This is a genomic window from Marisediminitalea oceani (genome assembly GCF_003731635.1).
Lineage (GTDB): Bacteria > Pseudomonadota > Gammaproteobacteria > Enterobacterales > Alteromonadaceae > Alteromonas > Alteromonas oceani.
The window spans coordinates 61,080-82,057 of the sequence record NZ_RCUA01000015.1; the positions used below are offsets into that span (position 1 = coordinate 61,080).

23 protein-coding genes are annotated in these 20,978 nt (G+C 50.7%); 5 read left to right on the forward strand and 18 right to left on the reverse strand.

What is annotated here, in order from left to right:
- Positions 1 to 65: 65 nt before the first annotated feature.
- A complete protein-coding gene (locus D9T21_RS05330) occupies positions 66 to 317 on the forward strand; it encodes a superinfection immunity protein (RefSeq protein ID WP_123324057.1) in 252 nt (83 codons plus the stop codon).
- Between the two features lie 58 nt (positions 318 to 375).
- On the opposite strand, the gene purD is transcribed toward D9T21_RS05330, so the two are convergent.
- The 6 genes from purD to prmA form a co-directional block, all read right to left on the reverse strand.
- The gene (gene purD / locus D9T21_RS05335) at positions 376 to 1,674 is read right to left on the reverse strand and encodes a phosphoribosylamine--glycine ligase (protein WP_123324058.1); all 1,299 of its coding nucleotides are present in this window, start codon (positions 1,672 to 1,674) and stop codon (positions 376 to 378) included.
- Between the two features lie 18 nt (positions 1,675 to 1,692).
- The gene (locus tag D9T21_RS05340) at positions 1,693 to 2,505 is read right to left on the reverse strand and encodes a class I SAM-dependent methyltransferase (RefSeq protein WP_123324059.1); all 813 of its coding nucleotides are present in this window, start codon (positions 2,503 to 2,505) and stop codon (positions 1,693 to 1,695) included.
- A 156-nt stretch (positions 2,506 to 2,661) separates the two neighbouring features.
- Positions 2,662 to 4,260, reverse strand: coding sequence for a bifunctional phosphoribosylaminoimidazolecarboxamide formyltransferase/IMP cyclohydrolase (purH, locus tag D9T21_RS05345; RefSeq protein WP_123324060.1), 1,599 nt, complete (start codon positions 4,258 to 4,260; stop codon positions 2,662 to 2,664).
- A 150-nt stretch (positions 4,261 to 4,410) separates the two neighbouring features.
- Entirely contained in the window at positions 4,411 to 4,704 is a 294-nt protein-coding gene (gene fis, locus D9T21_RS05350; protein WP_070175272.1) for a DNA-binding transcriptional regulator Fis, read from the reverse strand.
- Positions 4,705 to 4,734: 30 nt separating this feature from the next.
- Entirely contained in the window at positions 4,735 to 5,736 is a 1,002-nt protein-coding gene (gene dusB, locus D9T21_RS05355; protein WP_123324061.1) for a tRNA dihydrouridine synthase DusB, read from the reverse strand.
- 194 nt (positions 5,737 to 5,930) lie between these two features.
- Positions 5,931 to 6,812, reverse strand: a complete 882-nt coding sequence (prmA, locus tag D9T21_RS05360) for a 50S ribosomal protein L11 methyltransferase (protein ID WP_123324138.1) — start codon at positions 6,810 to 6,812, stop codon at positions 5,931 to 5,933.
- Positions 6,813 to 6,974: 162 nt separating this feature from the next.
- Here prmA and D9T21_RS05365 point away from each other — a divergent pair, with 162 nt between their 5' ends.
- Positions 6,975 to 8,597, forward strand: a complete 1,623-nt coding sequence (locus D9T21_RS05365; protein ID WP_123324062.1) for an amidase — start codon at positions 6,975 to 6,977, stop codon at positions 8,595 to 8,597.
- A gap of 57 nt (positions 8,598 to 8,654) precedes the next feature.
- Here the strand turns inward: D9T21_RS05365 and D9T21_RS05370 are convergent, their stop codons facing one another.
- From D9T21_RS05370 to D9T21_RS05380, 3 genes are all read right to left on the reverse strand, one after another.
- The gene (locus D9T21_RS05370) at positions 8,655 to 8,948 is read right to left on the reverse strand and encodes a high-potential iron-sulfur protein (protein WP_105933079.1); all 294 of its coding nucleotides are present in this window, start codon (positions 8,946 to 8,948) and stop codon (positions 8,655 to 8,657) included.
- Between the two features lie 154 nt (positions 8,949 to 9,102).
- Positions 9,103 to 9,756: a flavin reductase family protein gene (locus D9T21_RS05375; protein ID WP_123324063.1), complete on the reverse strand. Its 654-nt coding sequence runs from the start codon at positions 9,754 to 9,756 to the stop codon at positions 9,103 to 9,105.
- A gap of 2 nt (positions 9,757 to 9,758) precedes the next feature.
- On the reverse strand, positions 9,759 to 9,950 hold the full coding sequence (locus D9T21_RS05380; RefSeq protein ID WP_123324064.1) for a zinc ribbon domain-containing protein: 192 nt from the start codon (positions 9,948 to 9,950) through the stop codon (positions 9,759 to 9,761).
- Between the two features lie 166 nt (positions 9,951 to 10,116).
- Here D9T21_RS05380 and D9T21_RS05385 point away from each other — a divergent pair, with 166 nt between their 5' ends.
- The 3 genes from D9T21_RS05385 (at position 10,117) to D9T21_RS05395 (ending at position 13,231) form a co-directional block, all read left to right on the forward strand.
- Positions 10,117 to 10,338 (forward strand): hypothetical protein, encoded by a 222-nt coding sequence (locus D9T21_RS05385; RefSeq protein ID WP_241155632.1) that lies wholly within the window; start codon positions 10,117 to 10,119, stop codon positions 10,336 to 10,338.
- A 58-nt stretch (positions 10,339 to 10,396) separates the two neighbouring features.
- Positions 10,397 to 12,532, forward strand: a complete 2,136-nt coding sequence (locus D9T21_RS05390) for an exonuclease domain-containing protein (protein WP_123324066.1) — start codon at positions 10,397 to 10,399, stop codon at positions 12,530 to 12,532.
- 375 nt (positions 12,533 to 12,907) lie between these two features.
- Positions 12,908 to 13,231 carry a DUF3718 domain-containing protein gene (locus D9T21_RS05395; RefSeq protein WP_123324067.1) on the forward strand — a complete coding sequence of 108 codons (324 nt, stop codon included), beginning with the start codon at positions 12,908 to 12,910 and terminating at the stop codon, positions 13,229 to 13,231.
- A gap of 65 nt (positions 13,232 to 13,296) precedes the next feature.
- Here D9T21_RS05395 and D9T21_RS05400 read toward each other — a convergent pair whose 3' ends face one another.
- The 9 genes from D9T21_RS05400 to D9T21_RS05440 are packed head-to-tail and all read right to left on the reverse strand — an operon-like array spanning position 13,297 to position 20,700.
- On the reverse strand, positions 13,297 to 13,485 hold the full coding sequence (locus tag D9T21_RS05400) for a 4-oxalocrotonate tautomerase (RefSeq protein ID WP_123324068.1): 189 nt from the start codon (positions 13,483 to 13,485) through the stop codon (positions 13,297 to 13,299).
- 9 nt (positions 13,486 to 13,494) lie between these two features.
- Positions 13,495 to 14,292, reverse strand: coding sequence for a 2-oxo-3-hexenedioate decarboxylase (gene dmpH, locus D9T21_RS05405; protein ID WP_241155633.1), 798 nt, complete (start codon positions 14,290 to 14,292; stop codon positions 13,495 to 13,497).
- Entirely contained in the window at positions 14,289 to 15,326 is a 1,038-nt protein-coding gene (dmpG, locus tag D9T21_RS05410; protein WP_123324069.1) for a 4-hydroxy-2-oxovalerate aldolase, read from the reverse strand. The genes dmpH and dmpG overlap by 4 nt, the downstream gene beginning before the upstream one ends.
- A gap of 1 nt (position 15,327) precedes the next feature.
- Complete coding sequence (locus tag D9T21_RS05415) at positions 15,328 to 16,272, reverse strand: acetaldehyde dehydrogenase (acetylating) (RefSeq protein ID WP_123324070.1); 945 nt, start codon at positions 16,270 to 16,272, stop codon at positions 15,328 to 15,330.
- A 14-nt stretch (positions 16,273 to 16,286) separates the two neighbouring features.
- Positions 16,287 to 17,072, reverse strand: a complete 786-nt coding sequence (gene dmpE, locus D9T21_RS05420) for a 2-oxopent-4-enoate hydratase (RefSeq protein ID WP_123324071.1) — start codon at positions 17,070 to 17,072, stop codon at positions 16,287 to 16,289.
- Positions 17,073 to 17,075: 3 nt separating this feature from the next.
- Positions 17,076 to 17,939 carry an alpha/beta fold hydrolase gene (locus D9T21_RS05425; RefSeq protein ID WP_123324072.1) on the reverse strand — a complete coding sequence of 288 codons (864 nt, stop codon included), beginning with the start codon at positions 17,937 to 17,939 and terminating at the stop codon, positions 17,076 to 17,078.
- An 8-nt stretch (positions 17,940 to 17,947) separates the two neighbouring features.
- On the reverse strand, positions 17,948 to 19,408 hold the full coding sequence (locus D9T21_RS05430; RefSeq protein WP_123324073.1) for a 2-hydroxymuconic semialdehyde dehydrogenase: 1,461 nt from the start codon (positions 19,406 to 19,408) through the stop codon (positions 17,948 to 17,950).
- A 21-nt stretch (positions 19,409 to 19,429) separates the two neighbouring features.
- Complete coding sequence (locus D9T21_RS05435) at positions 19,430 to 20,353, reverse strand: catechol 2,3-dioxygenase (RefSeq protein ID WP_123324074.1); 924 nt, start codon at positions 20,351 to 20,353, stop codon at positions 19,430 to 19,432.
- Positions 20,350 to 20,700 (reverse strand): 2Fe-2S iron-sulfur cluster-binding protein, encoded by a 351-nt coding sequence (locus tag D9T21_RS05440; RefSeq protein ID WP_123324075.1) that lies wholly within the window; start codon positions 20,698 to 20,700, stop codon positions 20,350 to 20,352. Before D9T21_RS05440 ends, D9T21_RS05435 begins: the two co-directional genes overlap by 4 nt.
- Positions 20,701 to 20,978: the final 278 nt, after the last annotated feature.

Below are 20,978 nucleotides of genomic sequence, written 5' to 3' on the forward strand. Positions count from 1 at the left end.
CGGTGTAATTTATCTGCGCTATGGAAGACTACCTGTAGAACCCTCTCACTTACAGGATATATGATATGGAATTTTTAACGCAGCTTTTCGACAATACTTCACCCGCCCAGTTTGCCGTTGTGGGTGCATCGGTACTATTTGTGTGGTTTTTACCGGCCATGGTGGCAATGATGTTTAACCGTAAAAAGGTAAAGTTAATTGCCCTGGCGTGTATACCTGCCGGATTTTCTCTGATCGCCTGGGGCGGCGTAATGGTATGGGCATTCACAGGTAACATGGTTAACCGGTTTAATAAGAAGCCGGCAACCCAGGAGTAATAGTAGTGTTTCAGGTAGAAAAAAGCCGCTCTGGTGAGCGGCTTGTTATTTTCTTACTCTATTTGGCTAGTCCAGCCTGTTCCCGCGCCATTGCCCGGTAGGCAATATCATTGCGGAAGTAAACATCTTTCCAGTCAATGGCTTTGACCAGCTGATAAGCTTGTTGTTGAGCTTCAGTAACACTGTTACCCAGCGCCGTGGCACAAAGCACGCGACCACCGCTGGTGACGACCGCGCCGTCTTTCAGCGCAGTGCCTGCGTGAAATACTTTACCGTCCAGCTTCGCAGCGTCGTCTAAGCCTGAGATCGCATCGCCTTTGGCATAATCGGCAGGATAGCCACCGGCTGCCAGCACTACACCAACGGCAGCGCGGGAGTCGAAGTCGATCTCAATACCTTCCAGCTCGCCATCACAGGCCTTCAGGCACAGTGCCACCAGGTCTGACTGTAGACGTAGCATGATAGGCTGGGTTTCCGGGTCGCCGAAGCGGCAGTTATACTCAATCACTTTAGGCGTGCCGTCGGCCATAATCATCAGGCCGGCATACAAAAAGCCGGTGTACGGATACCCTTCTTCTGCCATGCCATTAACAGTGGGATAAATCACTTCGTCCATAATTCGCTGGTGGATGTCTGGCGTTACAACCGGTGCCGGTGAGTAAGCGCCCATACCGCCAGTGTTAGGGCCGGTATCACCGTCACCCATACGCTTGTGATCCTGGCTGGTGGCAAACGCCGAAACGTTTTTGCCATCGACCATGACAATGAAAGACGCTTCTTCACCGTCGAGGAATTCCTCAATAACCACACGGCTACCGGCTTCACCAAAGGCGTTACCAGCCAACATGTCTTTAATGGCGTCTTCGGCTTCTTCCAGGGTCATGGCAACAATAACACCTTTACCCGCTGCAAGGCCGTCGGCCTTCACTACGATAGGCGCGCCTTTTTCACGAACGTAAGCCAGCGCTGGTTCAATCTCGGTGAAGTTCTGGTAATCGGCGGTTGGGATCTTGTGGCGGGCCAGGAAATCCTTGGTGAAGGCTTTAGAGCCTTCCAGCTGTGCAGCGCCTTTGCTTGGCCCGAAGATTTTAAGACCTTCAGCCTCAAACGCATCTACCACACCTATTACCAATGGCGCTTCCGGACCAACTATGGTGAGTCCGATAGCGTTATCTTTGGCAAATGCCACCAATGCTTCTACGTCAGTCGCTGAAATATCAACATTAGTTAAGCCCGCTTCGGTGGCTGTACCGGCATTACCCGGTGCAACAAAAACGTCGGTTACGCCAATGGATTGTGACGCTTTCCAGGCCAGCGCGTGTTCGCGGCCACCACCGCCAATTACAAGTACCTTCATTAAGAGTGTTCCGTAAAGTTATTCAGGTTTCATAAATTTTAGGGTCATTCGGTCACTTTCACCAATGGCCAGATAGTGAGCGCGTTTTTCGTCGCCCAGGCGCAGGCTCGGTGGCAGTGTCCAGACACCCCGTGGATGATCTGCAGTATCCATTGCGTTTGCGTTAATCTCGCTGCTTGCTACCAGTTTAAAGCCGGCTTTTTCTGCCATCTCAATCACGTAGGATTGCTTCATGTAGCCGGAAGATTCCATCTTAGCGTCGGCATCAGACTCCGGTAAACGGTGATCAACAACACCCAGAATACCGCCTGGTTTCAGTGCTTTAAAAAAGGTTCTCATGGCATTTGCCACGCCGTCCTTTTTATCGGCCATATACCAGTTATGCACATTGCGGAATGTCAGTACGCGATCGGCACTGCCAGCTTTGGCAACATCGAGTTGTTCAAGCGGATCAAAAGCGGTTAGCTCTACTGCATTAAACGGCCCATCGCTAGCCATTTTCTCTTTAAAGTTGGCTAACAGGCGGTTGTAGTAACTGGGTGAGTCTGCTTTCACATTAAAGTGCGCGGCAACCAGTTTACCGTCTTCTTCCAATAAAGGCGCGAGGATGTTTGAGTACCAGCCACCGCCAGGCAGAATTTCCACCACGGTCATGTCAGGCTGAACATCAAAAAAGCGCAGGGTTTGCTGAGGGTGACGGTATTCGTCACGCAAACGCTCCTGGCTTGAACGTGTATCGCTGGCTACTGCATCAGCAATGGCATCGGCATTGGCTGTAAAAGCCGGTGTCACCAGTAAGCTGGCAAGTAAAAGAACCGCAGATTTACGCATTTGGTATTTCCCTTCTGTCATTAACAACGTGTTGTTTATACTGCATTACTCATCAGATCGTTTAATGAGCAATGACTATTGCGCTAGCCTAACACAAAATTTTTACATTCGTGATGTCAGGCCAACGCAAAAACACGTTACACAGCGTATGCTGAATTAGTGACGGAAGTGACGCATGCCGGTAAACACCATGGCAATGCCGTGCTCGTCTGCCGCGGCGATAACTTCATCGTCACGCATAGAGCCACCCGGTTGGATAACGGCTTTAATGCCAGCCGCTGCGGCAGCATCAATGCCGTCGCGGAACGGGAAGAACGCGTCAGAGGCCATAACTGATCCAGCCACTTCCAGATCTTCATCGGCCGCTTTAATGCCGGCAATCTTGGCTGAATACACACGGCTCATCTGGCCAGCGCCCACACCAATGGTCATGCTGTCTTTGCAGTAAACAATGGCGTTGGATTTAACGTACTTGGCCACTTTCCAGCAGAACATCAGGTCACGCAGTTGTGCTTCGGTGGGTTGTACTTTAGACACCACTTTCAGGTCTTCCATATCAACCATGCCAAAGTCACGTTCCTGGATCAGCAGGCCGCCGTTAACCCGTTTAAAGTCGTAACCTTCAGTTAACTGGCCAGCCCAGTCACCGCAAACCAGCAGGCGTACGTTTTTCTTGGTGGCTACAATGTCGGTCGCGGCTTGCGATACCGATGGCGCGATGATCACTTCAACAAACTGACGGTCGATAATGGCCTGTGCGGTGGTAGCATCCAGCTCGCGGTTAAACGCGATAATGCCGCCAAACGCAGAGGTTGGGTCGGTTTTAAAAGCGCGGTCGTAGGCTTCAAGAATATTTTCACCCAGTGCCACACCACAAGGGTTCGCGTGCTTAACGATAACGCAGGCGGGTTCGTCGAACTCTTTCACACATTCTAAAGCGGCGTCGGTATCGGCGATGTTGTTGAACGACAGCTCTTTACCATTTAATTGCGTAGCGGTAGCAACCGAGGCTTCCTGAATATTGTTTTCAACATAAAAGGCCGCAGACTGGTGGCTGTTTTCGCCGTAGCGCAGATCCTGCTTTTTGCTGACCTGAATATTGTAGGTCCGCGGGAATTCGCTGTGCTCGTGCTCGCAGTCGTCAGCACAGTCGGTAGAATCCAGACGTGCGCCGAAGTAGTTAGCAATCATACCGTCGTATTCGGCCGTGTGCTCGAATGCCTTGATGGCTAAATCGAAGCGGGTGTTGTAGGTCAGTGATCCTTCGTTGCCCTGCATTTCGCTAAGTACGCGTGGGTAATCAGCCGCATTCACCACGATAGTGACATCTTTGTGGTTTTTCGCTGCAGCACGCACCATAGTTGGTCCGCCGATATCGATATTTTCGATAGCGTCTTCTAAGGTGCAGTCTTCTTTTGCCACAGTGGCCGCAAACGGATACAGGTTAACCGCAACTAAATCGATAGGGCCAATGTTATTTTCTGCCATCACCGCTTCGTCGGTACCACGACGGGCTAAGATGCCACCATGAATTTTAGGGTGTAAGGTTTTCACCCGGCCGTCCATAATCTCTGGGTGTCCTGTGTAGTTTGACACTTCAATAACGGGCAGCCCCTTGTCAGCGAGTAGCTTGGCGGTGCCACCTGTCGACAGCAGCTCAACGCCTGCTTCGTGTAGTGCAGTCGCGAACTCAACAATGCCGGTTTTGTCTGAAACGCTTAACAGGGCTCGTTTGATAGGTTTTGGTGTTTCCATAGTGGTATTTTGCTTCGATGAGGTTAATAACAATGGTGTGGGTGTCCGGAGTGTCTCTATTTTATCCGCCGTTGCCTCCGGAACCAGACAGGGCGGTTAAAACAAAAAGAGCACCGAAAGGTGCTCTTATGTGGGCCAGGCCCGCAGGGCTTAGTTCATGCCATACTGCTTTAATTTTTTACGCAGTGTGCCACGGTTGATGCCCATCATGATTGCTGCGCGGGTTTGGTTGCCGCGAGTGAAAGTCATAACTTCTTCCAGTAAAGGCGCTTCAACTTCGGCCAGTACCATTTCGTACAGGTTGTCGATGTTGGTGTTGTCCAGCTGTTTCAGGTACTTGTTGACTGCTTGCTTAACAGAGTCACGCAGTGGTTTTTGTGCCTGAGTTTGTGACGGAGTAGTTACAGTAGTTGTAAAAGGAGAAGTTACATTTTGATCGAACATAATACTTTCTTGCTCTTTTGTTAATCAGTCTTAAGCTGCCGGTGAGATCTGTCGGGCCTCGCCATCAGGCAGCACGTTGTTAAAGTAGTGGTCAATGGCCTGCAGTTGCTCTTCGGCATACTCCAGCGCATTAAACACTTTACGGAACTGACGATCCTTATCATGCTCCATCAAATACCAACCCACATGTTTGCGGGCAATACGAACACCGTTTTGTGCGCCATAAAAGGCGTGAACCGCTGTTACGTGTTCTTTAAGCACCGAATGTTGTTCCATTAATGATGGTGGGGCCAGCCGTTCGCCGGTATTCAGAAAGTGGGAGACTTCTCTGAATATCCACGGATTGCCCTGGGCACCGCGGCCAATCATTAATGCATCAGCTTCAGTATACTCAAGCACTTCCCTGGCTTTTTCTGGTGAAGTTATATCACCATTGGCAACTACCGGAATCGACACCGCCTGCTTAATACTGCGGATAGTGTCGTACTCGGCAAAACCTTTGTACATACAGGCACGGGTTCGACCATGAACGGCCAGTGACTGGATGCCATTTTCCTGTGCAATGCGGGCAATCTCTACCCCATTGCGGTTGTCCGTGTCCCACCCTGTACGGATCTTCAGGGTAACGGGAACTGACACAGCGTCTACTACCGACCGAACAATAGATTCCACTAAATCCGGATATTGCAGTAGTGCTGAACCTGCCAGCTTTTTATTTACTTTCTTGGCAGGGCAACCCATATTGATATCAATAATCTGGGCGCCGTTGGCAACATTAAATTTTGCTGCTTCTGCCATTAAGTCGGGATCGGCTCCGGCTATTTGCACAGAACGAATTCCTGACTCCCCGCTGTGATCCATGCGCTGCATGGATTTCGCTGTATTCCATACCCTTGGATTACTGCTCAGCATTTCCGACACAACCAAACCTGCTCCAAGACGACGACAGAGTTGTCTGAAGGGCCTGTCTGTTACACCAGCCATAGGTGCTAACATTAGGTTGTTATCAAGTGTATAAGTTCCAATTCGCATAAAAAACAACCTAACTTTGCGTAGAAAATAACCACCTGTCTGAAACGGGGCGCTAAGTGTACGTGTTTTCCGCAATCTTGAAAAGGCTAAAAATTACACAAAATTTGCCTGTTCACTCTTGACAAAGAGATTTCGTTTTTATGTCAGAGCGGTGACACTGACAATTAAGACAGGTCAACCAGTTTTGTCGATAATTAACCGTGCCGACGGCCTGAAACGCGTGCCCATTCTTCATCTATAACACTGGTATCGAGGAAGATATCGCGGGCGTAAGCCTGCTCGATTCGTTCTACCTGTTCGGCGAGAATGCCAGAAAGCACCAGTAAGCCACCTGTTTTACAATAGCCGGTAATCACATCCTGCAGTTCCAGTAACGGACCAGACAAAATATTTGCCATCACGATATCGGCTTGCAGCGAGGGTTGGTCGGCCGGCAAAAAGACCGTTAAGCGGTCGGCTACCTGATTGCGCTGGGCATTGTCCATGGAGGCCTGCAAAGCCTGCGGATCGATATCGATACCAATCACTTCTTTAGCGCCGAGTTTTAAGGCCGCGATAGCCAGAATTCCCGAGCCGCAACCAAAGTCGACCACGGTTTTTCCTGCTACATCGATCCCGTCGAGCCAGCGTAAACACAGGGCGGTGGTAGGATGCGTGCCGGTACCAAATGCCAGGCCCGGATCGAGCATTACATTCACTGCATCGGGCTCCGGCACATCGCGCCAGCTCGGGCATATCCAAAGACGGTTACCAAACTTCATCGGGTGGAAGTTGTCCATCCACTCCCGCTCCCAGTCTTTGTCTTCCAGCGGCTCTAAGCGATATTTAAAATCCTTGCCAAGCACTCTGGCTTTTTCCAGGCGTTTAATAATGGCTGGCATGTCGTCTGCGGCATCAAATAATCCGACTACCTGGGTTTCCGGCCATAACATCACTTCACCTGGTTTGGGTTCGTACATCGGGGTGTCTTTAGCATCCACAAAGGTAACAGCCTGAGCGCCATTAGCACTCATCATACCGCCTACTTGTTCAGCTAATTCGGCAGATGTATCGATTCGTAATTGTAACCAGGGCATGGGATCCTCAGCGGTAGCACAGAAAACCGCAATTTTAACAGGGATGGCAATAATTGGTATCGGCGATTGTACAGCATAGCGATCGTGGCGCTTTTCATTTATGGTTAATAAAAACGTTGTATTAAGAATAACAAAGCGGAACAATCCGCCCGGAGAGAATATATGAGACAAAGACTGCTTAGCATTCTGCTCGTCTGTTTCGTTGTATCCTGTGCCACGCAAACTCAGCCCGTGGTCGACAATAAATGGCTGGATGCACCGGTGGCTCAGCAGGTAGCAGCAATGAAGCGCGGTGAGTTAACTGCCGAAGTGCTGGTGGCTGGCTATCTGGCCCGCATAGAATCCATCGATAAAAGCGGCCCGACGATAAACAGTATTTTACTGGTTAACCGGAATGCGCTGGCAGAAGCCAAAGCAAAAGATGCGGCGCTTGCCAGCGGTGAGGCAACCGGCCCGCTGCACGGCATTCCGGTATTACTCAAAGATAATATTGAAACCCGGGATATGCCCACCACAGCAGGCTCACTGGCACTACTTAATAATGATACCCGGCGAGATTCGCCGCTGGTGGCCAGTTTGCGTGACGCCGGGGCGATTATTCTGGGCAAAACCAATTTGTCGGAATGGGCTAACTTTCGTTCAGAGGGATCTATCAGCGGCTGGAGTGCGGTTGGCGGGCTCACTCGCAATCCACACGTGCTTTCCCGCACCGCTTGTGGTTCTTCTTCAGGATCAGGTGCGGCTGTTGCGGCTGGTCTGGCATCCCTTGCAGTCGGTACCGAAACCAACGGCTCAATTATTTGTCCGTCTTCAATGAACGGTATTGTAGGGTTTAAACCCACAGTAGGTTTGATCCCACGCACGCATATTGTGCCCATTTCCGTGACCCAGGATACCGCTGGCCCCATGGCTCGCTCAGTAGCTGATGCGGCGCTGATGGCCTCAGTGATGGCCGGGCAGGACGAACAGGATGATGCCACTCAGGCAGAAGCTCGACCAGAAGCCAGTGCGCTTGCGGCGGTTAACGGTAATATTCAGGGTCTTAAGATTGGCGTTATGCGTTATCGGCAGGGCAACAATCCGGCTATTATTGCGGCGGTCGACGAGGCCGTGGAAAAACTAACAGCCCTCGGCGCACAGGTAGTGGAAATCGAGAACCTTGAACAGCCGGAGGATTTTTGGGCTAAATCTTATCTGGTCTTGCTTGCTGAATTTAAAACCACGCTGAATGACTATCTGTTGTCATCACCTGCTGATTTACCGGTGGCCAATCTTGACGAGCTGATTGGTTTTAATCGCACCTCTAAACGGGAAATGCAGTTATTTGATCAGTCAATCTTTGAGAAATCCGCCGCCACCGAAGGCATGGCTGGTGAAGACTACCAACAGGCACTGGCACTTGTGCGCAGCGCTACCCGCGAGCAGGGGATCGACAAGTTATTAAACGAATACGATGTGGACGTGCTGGTTGGGCCGTCTAACAATCCGGCTTTTTTAATCGACGCCGTATACGGCGATAATGCGCCGGAAGGTTATGTTGGAGTTGGCTACCTGGCAGCCATTGCCGGTTACCCGCATATTACGGTACCGCTAACAACAGTGAAGGAGTTACCGGTGGGATTAAGTGTGATTGGCGGACAGTGGCAGGATGCACAGGTGCTTAACACTGGTCTGGCATTTGAACGAGCCAATCAGTTTATTGCGACACCGGCGTTTTTACCTAACCGGTTGCAGGCTGAATCGGTTAACGGCATTCAGTCTCCTTACCAGAAACCGGCTCAATAATGAAAAAGGCGACGTCACCATGGGTAACGTCGCCTTCTTAAAACTTTTGTTCTGCGTTTAGCCAGGCTTTTTCACCCACGCACTACACCAGCCTTTGCTGTTAACCAGTTTGCCGGGGAAGATCGCGCAAGGGCGCCATTCCTGACCCGCTTCGCCCTGGATGTACATACAATTTGAGCAACTTGAGCCTTCTGTCGTAGATTTGTGTACGTACTTAAGTGCTTTAGCGGTTGCGTCGTCTTCGCTTAGTTGTTCCTGAGCATTCGCACGCAGGGCTACACCGCCTAATGTCATGCCAATTAGCGTGGTTCCGGAAAGTTTCAGAAAATCACGACGATTGACTGATTTCATAATATTACTCCAAAAAAGTTAACGAGAATGATTCTTTTTTAACTTGGTCCCAAAATGCAAAAACCTGCCGAAGCAGGTTTTTTGGAATCGCACATATTTATTAGTTTCTACTTATACAGGTTAAAAATGGATCTACCAACTGTAATTACCCATTCTATTGATCTGCATTAAAAAGCTGTAATGGTGTTGGCGGATTATCCGCTTTGGCATAAGCCATTTTGGCTATCGGGCTGGCCTGATGATAGGTATCCAGCCCGGTAATGGCAGCCAGGTCGAGCGAAGCTATCTCCACAGTGCCGTCCTCAGTAATAACAGCTGGGTCAACCTGCACCAGCTCGATTCGGCCAATGACCAACTCGGTATTGTTAGCCTGAATCGGCAGGATGTCTTCCAGTCTCAGGGCAATACGCAATGGACTCTCGGCTACAAACGGGGCAGCAAAATCGTTTTCCCAGAGCGGAGTAAAGCCTGCTTCGTCAAATTCGCTGATCTCCGGGGCGTAGCGCGCGGAGGTTTGATGGCCATTAGCATAGTGGCTAACCGGCAACGCATTGATAGTGAACAAACCCGTTTGTTTAATGTTGCCCAGGGTGTCGCGGGTGACCGTGTGCGGACGCATAATCATGCCCATTAGCGGCGGGTTAGCACCAATATGAACCACCGAGCTGATGATTGCCAGGTTGGTTTGCTGCTGCTCGTTACAGGTGCCAACCAGATTGGCGCTTTTGTAACCTGACAGGCTATTTATAAAATTAGCGCGGTAACGCTGAGCCATGGCATCAATGCAGGCTGCATCAATGGTTTCCATACTTATTCGTTCTCCATTTCAGCGCGGATATCGAGTTCGCCATTGCTATCGTATATGGATACCAGAATAGGCTGACAACAAATCTGGCAATCCACCACCTGGCTCTGTCCGATATCGTTAATTTCGTCAACTTCGATATCGTTGATGGTCATGCAGTAGGGGCACTCAAAGGTGCTGGCCTTGGTTAAACTCATAGTGCTTTGCCTTGGTCGTTGTTCTTTCTTGTTAGGCTATACGTATAACCGGCAAAGCTGGATTGAACAGGAGAGCAGATAGTTGGCCAAGCGCATAAACAATGGGCGCTGTTGTTGTTGCGGGAGAGTCCATTGGCTGACCTTTCATCATTTGATTCCGCGTAAAATGCATCGGCGCAACTACTTTAAAAAGCGCTACAGCAAAACTGAGCTGGCACAAGGCATTATGGTGTGTCGCCAGTGTCATAATGGTATTCATCGCTTTTATGACGAAATGACCCTGGGTAAAACCTTTTCAACGCTGGAGAGTCTTAAAGCCGATCCCCGGTTAAGCGAGTATTTTGCCTGGGTGGCGCGGCAAAAAATTAAACCTGGCGGATTGGTATGAGGTAGTAATTCCTATTAAATGCTGTATATTTATACATGTTATAGGTTCAGGATCTGCAATGCGAAAAACTCTCCCAGAACGGTATTATCTCGATCATTTTTATGAATTTTTGCAATTCTTCGAGGGGGCTAACCGACCATTAGTTGATACCAAAACCGCGGCTTTTATTGAGGCTTTTCATGCTCTGGATAAAGACGATCAGTGTTTGATAGTGCGTGCCGCTAACCGCAAGTATCCGGTAGTGGTTAGCAAAACTTTTGACTACGCAGAAATTAACGAGCCATTAGAGCGGCTAACCCGGTTGCGTGAGGCGGGCTGGTTTACCAGTATCAGCCAGGGCGACAGTTATTCGCTGGGCCAGGCGATGACAAAATCCGATCTACTGATGCTACTCAAAGACAATGGCTGTCAGGCAAGTTCAACCTTAGCTAAACAGGCGTTAATTGATGAACTGGCAGGTGTCATGGCCCGTCAGCCGTTGGCGGTAATGGATGAGCTTAATGAGCAGTATTTGCTGCGCGCTTATGATGCGCCGCTCAGTTATTTATTGTTTTTGTACTTTGGTCATACCCGGGGCCGCCTCAATCAATTTTCCATGCGTGACCTTGGCGTCATGCGTACGCGGCAGGATGTCAGCCAACAGCTGGCAAGATTTGAAGGGCAGGATGCTGCGCGTGGTGCATTTTATTACGCGCGCCAGTTAACCGCTTTTAAGCAACTGAACGAAGAAGAAAAAGCGCATTTTAGTCTGGATACTGATGTAACCGTGCATTGCCCAATTGGCCAGGATTATCGCGATCGGGTGTTATTCCAGGTGGGAAGTTACTGGCTGGCTAAAGACGCCCCCAAAGCCCTGGCGTATTTGCAGCAGGCCGGCAGCGACCAGGCTCAGGAAAAGTGGTTGCGCGAGAGTTATAAACTTGGTCACAAAGACGCGGTACAACAAGCGCTCGAAGCCATTATTGATGACCCTGCCTCGGATACGTTACTGGCCTTCGCAGAAGACTTTTATGCCCGTAAGTTTGATCGTAAAAGAACCTCTACTCTCACTGATATGCTGCGTGATGCTACCCATGTAGTGCAACTGGATGACATTCATAACCAATCGGTAGAACAGGGGGTTATCAGCTACTACCGTCGTCAGGGGCTAGCCGCTTACCGCGCTGAAAATCAGCCATGGCGGATGCTGTTCGGCTTATTGTTCTGGGACTGGCTGTATGGTGAATGGGGGCTGGTGAGTGAGTTCGACCGGCGCCCGCAGGTACTTCGCTACAATGATTTTTACGACCGCTTTGGCAGCGATATTGAACAACATCTCAATAAGTATTGCGTAAGTGCCGATACGCTGCACTGTTATCTGCTTAAACAAGCCAGTGCTCACTATAGTAAAGTAAACAGTATTTTTATGTGGCGGCAGGGCTTACCGGAGAGCCTTAAAATACTGCTTGAGTACACGTGCATGGATAACCTGCGCCAGTTTCTGGTGCTTATGTGTAAAGACTACGCCAGCCTGCGTGATGGCTTTCCGGATATTCTGGTAGTTGATAATAACACCCTGCGGTTTGAGGAAATAAAAGCGCCGGGCGATCAGTTGCGACGCAATCAGCTGATCACCATACAACGTTTACGGCAATGCGGGTTTGAAGTGGGGATCACCCAGGTAAACTGGTATCACGACCCTATGCAACCTTACGTTGTGGTGGATATCGAAACAACGGGCGGACAATCTGCCTATCATCGGATAACCGAAGTGGGCATGGTGAAGCTGATTGGCGGTGAAGAAGTGGCCCGTTGGCAGAGTCTGATTAATCCGCAGCGCCATATTCCCTCAAGAATTACCCAATTAACCGGTATCAGCGACGACATGGTGGCCGGGGCGCCGGTATTCGCCGAAGTCGCCGAAGACATCGAGGCTTTTACAAAAGACAGCGTGTTTGTTGCTCACAACGTCAATTTTGACTATGGCTTTATCAAACAAGAGTTTGCGCGTCTCGATCTGGACTTTAAACGGCCGAAATTTTGTACCTGTGCACGAATGCGAAAAGCCTTTCCGGGACTTAAGTCCTATGGGCTGGGAGCACTGTCTGCCCACTTCGATATCCACCTGGAAAACCACCACCGGGCGTTGGATGATGCGCAGGCTGCAGCTGAACTTTTACGTTTAATTCAAAGTAAAAACGATATGAACAATTAAGTCACGGAGAATAGGTTAAAATAAATATACTAAAGGCTTACATAAATTTTAGTAAAATTTTTGATCTGTTTTTAAACAAAGCCCATACTAGTAATTACACTTTCTAAGTGTGTATGCGTTCTTGCTGTTTAGCCCACTTTTTGTGGGCTTTTTTTTATGCTCGTACCACTAACTCACCTCTTTCAATTCACTCTTGTATTCACCATGCTAAATTTTGGTCAAATTAACCAAAATGTAGTTTTAGCTTTTTGTTTAAAAATGACCAAGCGCAGGGTTTTTGTTTAAGTTGTTGATAATAAATGAAATAAAAAGTTGGCATCGTCGTTGCTCTACCTTAAGCAACTCTCTCCCGTTAATGGTAAAAAGGAAATAACGATGAAAACTTTCACTAAAATAGTAATGGTTGCAGGCTTAACTTTCGGTGCAATGGCTACAGCTCAGGCAAATTCTCAATTTGTTGCTGCAGACGATGCGATTACCTCTGAAATCTGTGTAATAGCCGCAAAAGGTAACAAAATGAAGTTACACAAAGCGATTAAGGAAGCAGGCTTAACCCGCGGTTTCGTAGAAGACAATGTTACCTGTAACGAACTGCCAATTGTTGACTTTGTTGAGCAGTATGGTGATAACGTAGCGAAAATTAACCGTTACATCACCGCTGGTGATTACACTGGTACGCTGATCAGCCGCGCAAACTAATATGGTTTGTTGGCAAAAAAGCCCCTCGATAAATCGCGGGGCTTTTGTTTTTATCTCAGACAGGTTTATCTGACCTCACTGGCAGGCACGCCGCCAATCCCCCAGTTTGCCTTGGGAACTTCTGTGATGATCACTCTTACCCTTTCTTTTGGGGCATCGATAGAACGTGAGATCGCATCCGTCACTTCGCTTATCAGTTTTGCTCGCTGCTCTGCAGTGCGGCCTTCCAGGATTTCAAGATGGGCAATAGGCATAGTGCTCCCTTAAACAAACTTCGCTGAGACTGAACCCAGATCCTGATAACGAACCGTGATGTTATCGCCTTTTTTAACGGCCACGGCTGCGGTGATACCGCCGGTCATGATAAACGTACCTGCAGGGATCTCTTCGCCGCGCTCGCCCAGCATATTCGCCAGCATGGCAACGCTTGAGGCCGGATGGCCAAGCACGGCTGCACCGGCGCCGAGTTCAACTACCTCGCCGTTAATTTCCATTACCACGCCAAGGGTTTTAAGATCCACATCCGCTACTTTTGCCATGCGACCACCGGTAATAAACCGGGTGGATGAGGCGTTATCGGCTACTACGCTGATAAGATCAAACTTAAAATTCTCGTAGCGCGAGTCAATCACCTCCACCGCCGGAATAATAAAGTCAGTGGCCGCCAGCACATCACCAATGTGACAACCGGGCCCTTTAAGCGGTGCTTTGGTTACAAAGGCCACTTCCGCCTCAATTTTTGGGTGAATAAGTTCTGAAGTATCAATGTCACCGCCATCAGGCACCGAGAAATAGTCGGCTAAAAAGCCATAAACCGGCGTTTCTACGCCCATCTGGGCCATCTTAGCCCAGGAGGTGAGGCCCATTTTCATGCCAACTACTTTATTGCCGCGGGCTTCTTTGCGACGGCGAATTTCCCACTGAATATCGTAGGCGTCGTCGAAGGTCATGTCGGGAAAGTCGTTGGTGACCTTGGTGATGTCATGAACGTCTAATTCGGCATTTTCAATGTGCTCTGCCAGAGAAAGCATCTGATCTTTTGTTAATGTGCGAGTGCTCACTTAGCACCTCCTTCCTGTTGTGCCAGTAAATCCAGGGCAACGTCTACAATCATATCTTCCTGGCCACCCACCATGCGGCGGCGACCAAGCTCAACTAAAATATCCACGGTTTTGAGGCCGTACTTTTGTGCAGCTACTTCTGAGTGGCGCAAGAAACTCGAATACACGCCGGCATAACCGAGTGCCAGGGTTTCCCGGTCTACCCGCACCGGGCGATCCTGCAAGGGGCGAACGATATCGTCGGCCGCATCCATCAGCGCGTATAGGTCGGTTCCGTGTTCCCAGCCCAGCTTGTCGGCGTTAGCAATAAACACTTCAAGGGGCGCGTTGCCTGCGCCCGCTCCCATGCCAGCCAGGCTGGCATCAATGCGGTCACAGCCTTCTTCCACGGCTACAATAGAGTTGGCAACGCCTAAACTGAGATTGTGATGGGCGTGAATGCCAGTTTGGGTAGCCGGGTCCAGCACATCCTTAACTGCGCGGAAACGGTCGCGAATATCCTGCATGCCCATGGCACCGCCAGAATCCACCACATAAATACAGGTTGCCCCGTAAGACTCCATCAGCTTCGCCTGCTCAGCCAAGCCACCGGGCGTTTGCATATGGCTCATCATCAAAAAGCCCACGGTATCCATACCCAGTTTGCGGGCATGTTCAATATGCTGTTTAGACACATCGGCTTCAGTGCAGTGGGTTGCCACCCGTACAATCCGCGCGCCAGCGGCATAAGCGTCGTCGAGATCCTCAATGGTGCCTATGCCGGGCAGGAGTAACGTGGCAATCTGGGTATGGGTAAGGACATCGGCAGCCGCTTCTATCCAGGCCAGATCGGTATGGGCGCCAAAACCATAGTTAAAGCTGGAGCCTTGTAGCCCGTCGCCATGGGCGACTTCAATACTGTCTACCCTGGCCGCGTCCAGAGCACGAGCGATATCCTGCACGTTTTGAATGGAGTACTGATGGCGAATGGCATGACTGCCGTCGCGTAAGGTCACATCAGAGATATATAGTTTTTTACCAGGGTTAAAGCTCATATTATGCGCCTCCTGTGAGCATTGATTTGGCCATGCGTTCGGCCGTTGCCATGGCCGCTGAGGTCATAATGTCGAGATTACCGGCATAGGCCGGCAGGTAATGCGCCGCGCCTTCCACTTCCAGAAATACGGAAGTCTTCAGACCGCTGAAATTACCCAGCCCCGGTATATGCAGCGGTGCATCAGCAGGAATATCGTCAAACTGTACTTTTTGCTTAAGCCGGTAACCCGGCACATAGCTTTGTACCGCTTTAGCCATTTCTTCTACCGACGCGGCGACTTTGGCTTTGTCGACCTGTTCAGAAAGCACATACACCGTATCGCGCATGATCATGGGCGGCTCGGCCGGATTAAGAATAATGATAGCTTTGCCCTTTTCGGCACCGCCCACTTGCTCAATAGCGCGGGCGGTGGTTTGGGTAAATTCATCAATATTCGCCCGGGTGCCGGGGCCGGCGGATTTGCTTGATACGCTGGCCACAATCTCGGCGTAATGCACTTTGGCAACCTGTTTAACCGCGGCCACCATAGGAATGGTGGCCTGGCCACCGCAGGTCACCATATTCACATTGGGCTGCTCGATATGATCTTCGAGGTTAACCACTGGCACGCAATAGGGGCCAATGGCTGCCGGAGTGAGATCCACCAAACGAATACCTGGTTTGGCGGCTTTTAACTTTTTATCGTTGATAAGGTGAGCACCGGCAGAGGTGGCATCAAACACAATGCCGATATCCTTAAATTCCGGCATATTGATCAGTCCATCAACACCTTCATGGGTGGTGGCAACACCCATCCGCTGGGCGCGGGCAAGGCCGTCTGACTGCGGGTCTATGCCCACCATCACGCTCATCTTCAGATTGGTGGAGGTCCGTAACACCTTAATCATTAAATCGGTACCAATGTTACCGGAGCCGATAATTGCCACATTCAGTTTATTGCTCATAGCGGTTGCTCCTGTCAGGTGAAATACACACTGGCGGAGCCAATGCCGCCAATTTCAACGCGCATAAAGTCTCCGGCCTTAACCGGTTCAAGCGGCACCAGAGAGCCCGATAAAATCACTTCACCTGCTTTTAGCCCAATGCCGAATTTGCCCAGCGTATTGGCCAGCCAGGTGACGCAATTCACCGGTGAGCCGAGCGCTGCAGCACCGGCACCGGTAGAAAGGATTTTGCCGTTCTTTTCAACCACCATTCCGCAGGTCACCAGATCGACCTTATGAGGAGAAACGGCCTTATCGCCGAGCACAAACAGGCCGCAGGAAGCGTTATCGGCAATGGTGTCCTGAATAGCGATTTGCCAGTTTTCAATACGGGAGTCGACCACTTCAAAACATGGGATCACGCATTCGGTTGCGGCCAGCACGTCGGCATTGGAGATGCCTGGCCCCATCAGGTCTTTTTTGAGAATAAACGCAATTTCCCCTTCTGCTTTGGGCGCGATAAGCCGTTCGCTGATGGGCATCACCTCACCCTGGTTAAACACCATATCGTCGGTGAGATAGCCAAAGTCCGGCTGGTGAACATTGAGCATGCTTTGCACGGCTTTGCTGGTTACGCCGATCTTTTTGCCTATCACTTTCGCGCCGGCGTCGATACGCCGGTTCAGCATTTGCAGTGAAATGTGATAAGCATCTTCAATGCTGATATCACTTTCCCGGGCCGTCAGCGGTGCGACGGCCTGTTTGCTTTGCATGGCGTGGTAAAGTTCATCGCCATACTGTTTGATTAACTTTGCGTCCATAAATCAGGTTCCGGTTTGGGAGGCAATATTCGCCTCATTAAGAAAATTAGTGACCAGTTGCACAAAGCGGTCGGCCTGTTCAATCTGGGTCCAGTGACCGCATTTGTTGAACACGTGCAACTGAGCGTCAGGTAGCAGTGCTAGTAGAGTTTGTGAGGCAGCTAGTGGGATCACCTGGTCGTCGCGGCCATGCACCAGAAGTGTTTGGTGAGGCAGACTGGCCAGCGCGCCCAGGGGGCTTGCCAGCATTTCTATCCAGCGTTGGCGCGGGGCCGGAAACATGGCGGCAAAGGCCTCCTGAAAGCCAGGCTGGATACTCGCTTCATAGCGCAGTTGCGCCAGTTCATCAGTGACCCTTGAGCGATCATAAGCAAAGATGTTGAGTAGCTTGCGCATGTTGTCCAGCGAGGGCTCGTAGCCCCACACGGCATCCAGACCAGGTGTTAACGGGAAACTTGCGCCAGCACTGCCCATCAGCACGATGCGGCGCACCCGCTTGGGATGCGCGATAGCCAGTGCTAAAGCCAGCCCGCCACCAAATGAATTGCCAATGATATCGGCCTGTTCAATGTCCAGCGCATCGAGCACACCAATGGCATGCTCGACCCAGCGGCTTTTGTGGTACTGACCATCGGCCGGGCGTTCACTGTAACCAAAGCCGAGCATATCCGGTGCGATCACCCGGCGCTGTCTGGCAAGCTCAGGGATAATGAGACGCCAATTTGCCCAGGCGGTAACGCCGGGGCCCGAGCCATGGATCAGCATAACCGGAAACCCCTCGCCTTTATCGTGAAGATTGGTTTGCCAACCTGCAGCCTGAATGGTTTGGCCTATTTCCGCTCTGGTGTTACTGCCGGGTGCTGTCATCTTTGTTCCTACAACTTCAGACAGATATTTTTGAGTTCGGTGTAAAACTCCAGTGAGTGCTCACCACCCTCACGACCAATGCCTGATTGCTTGCTACCGCCAAAGGCAGTGCGTAAGTCACGCAGGAACCAGCTGTTAACCCAGACGATGCCGGCTTCTACCTGTCCGGCCACCCGCGCTGCACGGCTGAGGTTTTCAGTCCAGATGGCGCTGGCCAGGCCATAGGGCAAGCGGTTGGCCTGTTCAATGGCTTCCTCTTCGGTATCGAAAGGCTGAATATGGCAGCAGGGGCCAAAGATCTCTTCGTTGATAACGGCGGAGTCGTTATTTAAACCGGTCCAGATGGTCGGCTGGATCCAGCTGCCATTTTTCAACGCATCAGGCATATCCGGAATGCCGCCACCGGTAACAACCGTTGCACCATCGTTAACTGCTTGCTGGTAGTAAGACAGCACCTTGTCACGCTGTTTCTGGCTGATCAGCGGGCCAAGATTGGCGGTAGCGTCATCCGGCGGGCCGATGACCAGTTTTTCCGCCTCAGCTTTTAACCGACTAACAAACTCATCGAAAATTGAGCGCTCGACATAGACTCGCTCGGTGCCCAGACAAACCTGGCCACAGTTAGCAAATGCTGAGCGCATGGTGCCTTCAATCGCTTTGTCCATGTCGCAGTCGGCAAAGACGATACCGGCGTTTTTGCCACCCAGTTCCAGTGAAATGTCGCGCACGCCTTTGGCGGCGTTCTGCATAATCAGTTCGCCGGTGCGGGTTTCGCCGGTAAAGGTGTAGCCATCCACATCCGGGTGAGCGGTAAGGAAAGCGCCGGCGGAGTCGCCGCCATAACCCTGCACCACGTTATAAACGCCATCGGGTACACCCGCCTCTTTCATGACTTCGCCAAGTAGTGCAGTGGTGGTGGGCGTTTCTTCGGATGGCTTTACTACAACGGTGTTGCCGCAGGCCAGTGCCGGGCCAACTTTCCAGGTCATCAGCAGCAGCGGCAGATTCCACGGGCTGATAACCCCAATGACGCCTTTGGGGCGACGCACAGCATAATTGAGCGCGCCGGTGCCGTCGGGCGTGGCCATTTCAAAGGCCTCGGTAGCGACGTTTTTCACCATATCGGCAAACACCTTAAAGTTGGCGGCGCCACGAGGTATATCAATGTGACTGGCCAGCGATTTGGGCTTGCCGGTATCGGCACACTCCGCTTCTAAAAACTCATCGAAACGGGCGTTTATGCCATCGGCCACGGCGTGCAGAATTTTACTGCGCTCGTCGAGGGTCATTTTGCTCCAGGGGCCATTTAAGGCGGCGCGGGCGGCTTGCACCGCGGCGTCTACTTCGGCTTCCCCGGCTTCATGCACCTGGCTTATCACCTCACCCGTTGCCGGGTTGATGTTATCGAACATCCTGCCACTGGCAGAGCCAACATACTGGCCGTTGATATAATGTTTAACTTCTTTCACAGCGAGTCCTGTATTGATGAGTTAAGTTAAAACCGTAAGAAAGCGCTCGTTGAGCACACGGTCGTGATAGAAAATGGCTTTGCCCAAATCCTCAGCTTTCCAGGTGATGGGATTATGGTCGGGGTACATATAATCGCCGCCGGCAAAGACTTCGTTGCGGTTACCGGACGGATCGAAGAAATAGATGGTTTTACCGTGGGTAATACCGTGCCGCGTAGGGCCAATATCCAGCGAGGTGTCGGTCATACTGATAAGGTCTGCGGCACGGAGGATGTCTTCCCAGGTTTCAAGAAAGAACGACGCATGGTGAAATTTGGCTTTTTCTTCGTGCTGAATAAAAGCAATGTCATGGGCCTTCATCGACAGCGTCAGAAACTGAGCAATCCGGTTGCCGTCAGGATCGATTACCTGTTCGGCCAGATAAAAGCCCAGTACGTCCACAAACAGATCAAAAGTTTTGGCCAGTTCATCGCCATACAGCAGGCAGTGATCAAAACGCACGGCCTTCATACCGCGAAGGGCTCTGGGCCAGGCTTCCGGATTGGTTTCTTCAACCCCCCATTTGCCGGTATAGGTTTTTTCTGCGTATAACTCAAACACGTGGCCGGAAGGCGCAGTAAACTGAATGCGGCGGCCGCAATCCTTTAAGTCACCGGCGGCTTTGTGAGTGACTTCCAGGCCAAAGGCCTCAATGTCTGCGGTCAGGGTTTCAAGGGTGGCATCGTCGACCACCTTAAAGGCCATAAAGTCCATGCCGGGTTCATTGGCTTCCCGCAAAACCAGCGAGAACTTATCGACCTCGCTCCAGGCTTTCAAATACACCCGGCCTTGTTCGTCACGGTCGGTTTCGTGTAAGCCTAACAACTCAACGTAATGTTCGACTGATGCTTCAAGATCCAGTACGCGCAACTGAATGTGCCCTGGACGTAATACGCCTTTTCTCATTTTATTACCTCGGTGTGTTTTGGTTTTGCCTTGGCTACGCCGGTAAGGCCAGTTATAGCCAGTGGTGAGGGGCTGCATTCAATGATCAAATCGCTGGTGGGCTTAAGCCGACAGGCCAATGCGTACCCCTGTTGTTGTTGTTCTGTGGAGACCTGCGCTTTACTCATGCGTGCGCATTCGTAGCTGCCAGCAATCACTTTGACCCGGCATACACCACAGCCGCCGCCCCGGCACCCAACTGCGATGGCATGAAGCCCATGGTTCTCCATGGCTTTGAGCACAAACTCGTCCTGCTTACAGGTAAAGCTTTGTTGGCTGTGTTGCTCGGTGATCACATAGTCAGACATGCACTGTTGCTCCGCGTTAAATGCTTAAGTCTCCGGCACCAAAGAAAAAATTTTTTGATGCAGTGCGGTGACCAGAGCAACGGCTGTGCCATAGGTTAATAAAATGTTTAAATATGTTGTTAACTTGTTGATTGAGGAGTAGTTTATATAAAGCATTCGGGCACCGAAAACGTGCACATTCACTCCCATACACCTCTGTTAACCAATAAAATTTAATCAAATGATTAAATAGCTTCTAATTTTTAATCATTTGATTAAATCCGGAATGCTTGCGGCAT

What these genes read in the sequence shown, in the direction of transcription:
- D9T21_RS05330 (WP_123324057.1), top strand. Translation starts at nt 66, where the DNA reads ATGGAATTTTTAACGCAGCTTTTCGACAATACTTCACCCGCCCAGTTT.
- purD (WP_123324058.1), bottom strand. Translation starts at nt 1,674, where the DNA reads ATGAAGGTACTTGTAATTGGCGGTGGTGGCCGCGAACACGCGCTGGCC.
- D9T21_RS05340 (WP_123324059.1), bottom strand. Translation starts at nt 2,505, where the DNA reads ATGCGTAAATCTGCGGTTCTTTTACTTGCCAGCTTACTGGTGACACCG.
- purH (WP_123324060.1), bottom strand. Translation starts at nt 4,260, where the DNA reads ATGGAAACACCAAAACCTATCAAACGAGCCCTGTTAAGCGTTTCAGAC.
- fis (WP_070175272.1), bottom strand. Translation starts at nt 4,704, where the DNA reads ATGTTCGATCAAAATGTAACTTCTCCTTTTACAACTACTGTAACTACT.
- dusB (WP_123324061.1), bottom strand. Translation starts at nt 5,736, where the DNA reads ATGCGAATTGGAACTTATACACTTGATAACAACCTAATGTTAGCACCT.
- prmA (WP_123324138.1), bottom strand. Translation starts at nt 6,812, where the DNA reads ATGCCCTGGTTACAATTACGAATCGATACATCTGCCGAATTAGCTGAA.
- D9T21_RS05365 (WP_123324062.1), top strand. Translation starts at nt 6,975, where the DNA reads ATGAGACAAAGACTGCTTAGCATTCTGCTCGTCTGTTTCGTTGTATCC.
- D9T21_RS05370 (WP_105933079.1), bottom strand. Translation starts at nt 8,948, where the DNA reads ATGAAATCAGTCAATCGTCGTGATTTTCTGAAACTTTCCGGAACCACG.
- D9T21_RS05375 (WP_123324063.1), bottom strand. Translation starts at nt 9,756, where the DNA reads ATGGAAACCATTGATGCAGCCTGCATTGATGCCATGGCTCAGCGTTAC.
- D9T21_RS05380 (WP_123324064.1), bottom strand. Translation starts at nt 9,950, where the DNA reads ATGAGTTTAACCAAGGCCAGCACCTTTGAGTGCCCCTACTGCATGACC.
- D9T21_RS05385 (WP_241155632.1), top strand. Translation starts at nt 10,117, where the DNA reads ATGCATCGGCGCAACTACTTTAAAAAGCGCTACAGCAAAACTGAGCTG.
- D9T21_RS05390 (WP_123324066.1), top strand. Translation starts at nt 10,397, where the DNA reads ATGCGAAAAACTCTCCCAGAACGGTATTATCTCGATCATTTTTATGAA.
- D9T21_RS05395 (WP_123324067.1), top strand. Translation starts at nt 12,908, where the DNA reads ATGAAAACTTTCACTAAAATAGTAATGGTTGCAGGCTTAACTTTCGGT.
- D9T21_RS05400 (WP_123324068.1), bottom strand. Translation starts at nt 13,485, where the DNA reads ATGCCTATTGCCCATCTTGAAATCCTGGAAGGCCGCACTGCAGAGCAG.
- dmpG (WP_123324069.1), bottom strand. Translation starts at nt 15,326, where the DNA reads ATGAGCTTTAACCCTGGTAAAAAACTATATATCTCTGATGTGACCTTA.
- D9T21_RS05415 (WP_123324070.1), bottom strand. Translation starts at nt 16,272, where the DNA reads ATGAGCAATAAACTGAATGTGGCAATTATCGGCTCCGGTAACATTGGT.
- dmpE (WP_123324071.1), bottom strand. Translation starts at nt 17,072, where the DNA reads ATGGACGCAAAGTTAATCAAACAGTATGGCGATGAACTTTACCACGCC.
- D9T21_RS05425 (WP_123324072.1), bottom strand. Translation starts at nt 17,939, where the DNA reads ATGACAGCACCCGGCAGTAACACCAGAGCGGAAATAGGCCAAACCATT.
- D9T21_RS05435 (WP_123324074.1), bottom strand. Translation starts at nt 20,353, where the DNA reads ATGAGAAAAGGCGTATTACGTCCAGGGCACATTCAGTTGCGCGTACTG.
- D9T21_RS05440 (WP_123324075.1), bottom strand. Translation starts at nt 20,700, where the DNA reads ATGTCTGACTATGTGATCACCGAGCAACACAGCCAACAAAGCTTTACC.